General features: G+C 39.5%; 6 protein-coding genes and 1 pseudogene. All 7 read left to right on the forward strand.

The annotated features are described in order from the left end of the window. Positions 1-81 (forward strand): annotated as a pseudogene (locus GMD6S_RS12505) (adenylate kinase); the annotation flags it as partial. Between the two features lie 116 nt (positions 82-197). Further along, the gene (gene infA, locus GMD6S_RS11005) at positions 198-416 is read left to right on the forward strand and encodes a translation initiation factor IF-1 (protein WP_001029883.1); all 219 of its coding nucleotides are present in this window, start codon (positions 198-200) and stop codon (positions 414-416) included. A gap of 24 nt (positions 417-440) precedes the next feature. Next, positions 441-557 carry a 50S ribosomal protein L36 gene (gene rpmJ, locus GMD6S_RS11010; protein ID WP_001808836.1) on the forward strand — a complete coding sequence of 39 codons (117 nt, stop codon included), beginning with the start codon at positions 441-443 and terminating at the stop codon, positions 555-557. Positions 558-574: 17 nt separating this feature from the next. After that, positions 575-940: a 30S ribosomal protein S13 gene (rpsM, locus tag GMD6S_RS11015; protein ID WP_000090781.1), complete on the forward strand. Its 366-nt coding sequence runs from the start codon at positions 575-577 to the stop codon at positions 938-940. Positions 941-957: 17 nt separating this feature from the next. Beyond that, positions 958-1341, forward strand: a complete 384-nt coding sequence (gene rpsK / locus GMD6S_RS11020) for a 30S ribosomal protein S11 (RefSeq protein WP_001118385.1) — start codon at positions 958-960, stop codon at positions 1339-1341. A 42-nt stretch (positions 1342-1383) separates the two neighbouring features. After that, positions 1384-2319 carry a DNA-directed RNA polymerase subunit alpha gene (locus tag GMD6S_RS11025; protein WP_000568993.1) on the forward strand — a complete coding sequence of 312 codons (936 nt, stop codon included), beginning with the start codon at positions 1384-1386 and terminating at the stop codon, positions 2317-2319. A gap of 11 nt (positions 2320-2330) precedes the next feature. Beyond that, on the forward strand, positions 2331-2717 hold the full coding sequence (gene rplQ / locus GMD6S_RS11030; RefSeq protein ID WP_000331493.1) for a 50S ribosomal protein L17: 387 nt from the start codon (positions 2331-2333) through the stop codon (positions 2715-2717). Positions 2718-2973 lie beyond the last annotated feature (256 nt).

A 2973-nucleotide genomic window follows, 5' to 3' on the forward strand; every position in this document is an offset into this window, starting at 1 on the left:
TTGGTCCACGATATCGAAGGAAATCAAGATATCAATGATGTGTTCAAAGACATCGAAAAAGTATTGACAAATTTGAAATAAAGCGTTTTTCACACTTGCAAAAAATCGCTACAAATGTTATACTGAGATAGTCTGACTTATAATTGTTGTCTCTGTTTTCAGAGGCATCGAATCGAAATTTATGGAGGTGCTTTTGCGTGGCAAAAGACGATGTGATTGAAGTTGAAGGCAAAGTAGTCGATACAATGCCTAACGCAATGTTTACGGTTGAACTTGAAAATGGACATCAGATTTTAGCAACAGTTTCTGGTAAAATTCGTAAAAACTATATTCGTATTTTAGCGGGAGATCGTGTTACTGTCGAGATGAGTCCATATGACTTGACACGTGGACGTATCACTTACCGCTTTAAATAATCGAAAAACTTGGAGGGATAAGAAATGAAAGTAAGACCATCGGTCAAACCAATTTGCGAATACTGTAAAGTAATTCGTCGTAATGGTCGTGTTATGGTAATTTGCCCAGCAAATCCAAAACACAAACAACGTCAAGGATAAGATAGAAAGGAGAAAACATGGCTCGTATTGCTGGAGTTGACATTCCAAATGACAAACGCGTAGTAATCTCATTGACTTACGTTTATGGTATCGGACTTGCAACATCTAAGAAAATTTTGGCTGCTGCTGGAATCTCAGAAGATGTTCGTGTACGTGACCTTACATCAGATCAAGAAGATGCTATCCGTCGTGAAGTGGATGCAATCAAAGTTGAAGGTGACCTTCGTCGTGAAGTAAACTTGAACATCAAACGTTTGATGGAAATCGGTTCTTACCGTGGTATTCGTCACCGTCGTGGACTTCCTGTCCGTGGACAAAACACTAAAAACAACGCTCGCACTCGTAAAGGTAAAGCTGTTGCGATCGCTGGTAAGAAAAAATAATATAGGAGGTAAAAGTCTTGGCTAAACCAACACGTAAACGTCGTGTGAAAAAGAATATCGAATCTGGTATTGCTCATATTCACGCTACATTTAATAACACTATTGTTATGATTACTGATGTGCATGGTAATGCAATTGCTTGGTCATCAGCTGGTGCTCTTGGTTTCAAAGGTTCTCGTAAATCTACACCATTCGCTGCTCAAATGGCTTCTGAAGCTGCTGCTAAATCTGCACAAGAACACGGTCTTAAATCAGTTGAAGTTACTGTAAAAGGTCCAGGTTCTGGTCGTGAGTCAGCTATTCGTGCGCTTGCTGCCGCTGGTCTTGAAGTAACAGCAATTCGTGATGTGACTCCAGTGCCACACAATGGTGCTCGTCCTCCAAAACGTCGCCGTGTATAATCATCGCATTACACTGCTTTTCGTTTAAGAGGGAGTAACTAAATGATTGAGTTTGAAAAACCAAATATAACAAAAATTGATGAAAATAAAGATTATGGCAAGTTTGTAATCGAACCACTTGAACGTGGTTACGGTACAACTCTTGGTAACTCTCTTCGTCGTGTACTACTAGCTTCTCTACCAGGAGCAGCAGTGACATCTATCAACATTGAAGGTGTCTTGCATGAGTTCGACACAGTCCCAGGTGTTCGTGAAGACGTGATGCAAATCATTCTGAACATTAAAGGGATTGCAGTGAAATCATACGTTGAAGACGAAAAAATCATTGAACTTGACGTTGAAGGTCCCGCTGAAATTACAGCTGGAGACATTTTGACTGACAGTGATATTGAGATTGTAAATCCAGATCATTATCTCTTTACAATCGGTGAAGGTTCTTCTCTAAAAGCGACAATGACTGTTAACAGTGGTCGTGGATATGTACCTGCTGATGAAAACAAAAAAGATAATGCACCAGTTGGAACACTTGCTGTAGATTCTATTTATACACCAGTTACAAAAGTCAACTATCAAGTTGAACCTGCTCGTGTAGGTAGCAATGATGGATTTGACAAATTAACCCTTGAAATCTTGACTAATGGAACAATTATTCCAGAAGATGCTTTAGGGCTTTCAGCACGTATCTTGACAGAACATCTTGATTTGTTTACAAATCTTACTGAGATTGCTAAGTCAACTGAAGTGATGAAAGAAGCTGATACTGAATCTGACGATCGTATTTTGGATCGTACGATTGAGGAACTGGACTTGTCTGTGCGTTCATACAACTGTTTGAAACGTGCCGGTATCAACACTGTGCATGATTTGACAGAAAAATCTGAAGCAGAGATGATGAAAGTACGAAATCTTGGACGCAAGAGTTTGGAAGAAGTGAAACTCAAACTCATTGACTTGGGTCTTGGATTAAAAGATAAATAAAGGAGGAATACATGGCTTACCGTAAACTAGGACGCACTAGCTCACAACGTAAAGCAATGCTTCGCGATTTGACAACTGACCTTTTGATCAACGAATCAATCGTGACAACTGAAGCTCGTGCTAAAGAAATCCGTAAAACTGTTGAAAAAATGATTACTCTAGGTAAACGTGGTGATTTGCATGCACGTCGTCAAGCAGCTGCTTTCGTACGTAATGAAATCGCATCTGAAAACTATGATGAAGCAACTGATAAGTACACTTCTACTACAGCACTTCAAAAATTGTTCTCAGAAATCGCACCTCGTTATGCTGAACGTAACGGTGGATACACTCGTATCCTTAAAACTGAACCACGTCGTGGTGATGCTGCGCCAATGGCGATCATCGAATTAGTATAAAATCATCAATTTTGTTGAGTGTTATGATGATGGAGTCTTGTGCTCTTAGTCTAGCTCTGGTCTACCGCTGGGACTTCGGTCCTAGCGGGAACACTCATCATCATTTGATAGGGTAGACGCTTGTTTACGAAATTGTTTTTTTCTTAAGAACAATTTCGTAAGCAGGCGTTTTTTAGTATTTTCTATGGAAATATGCTATACTAGGAAAAAAGAAAATCAAAAACGTTCAGGTTTTCTAAAAATCATAGAAATGGGG

It is taken from the genome of Streptococcus sp. GMD6S (genome assembly GCF_000297015.1).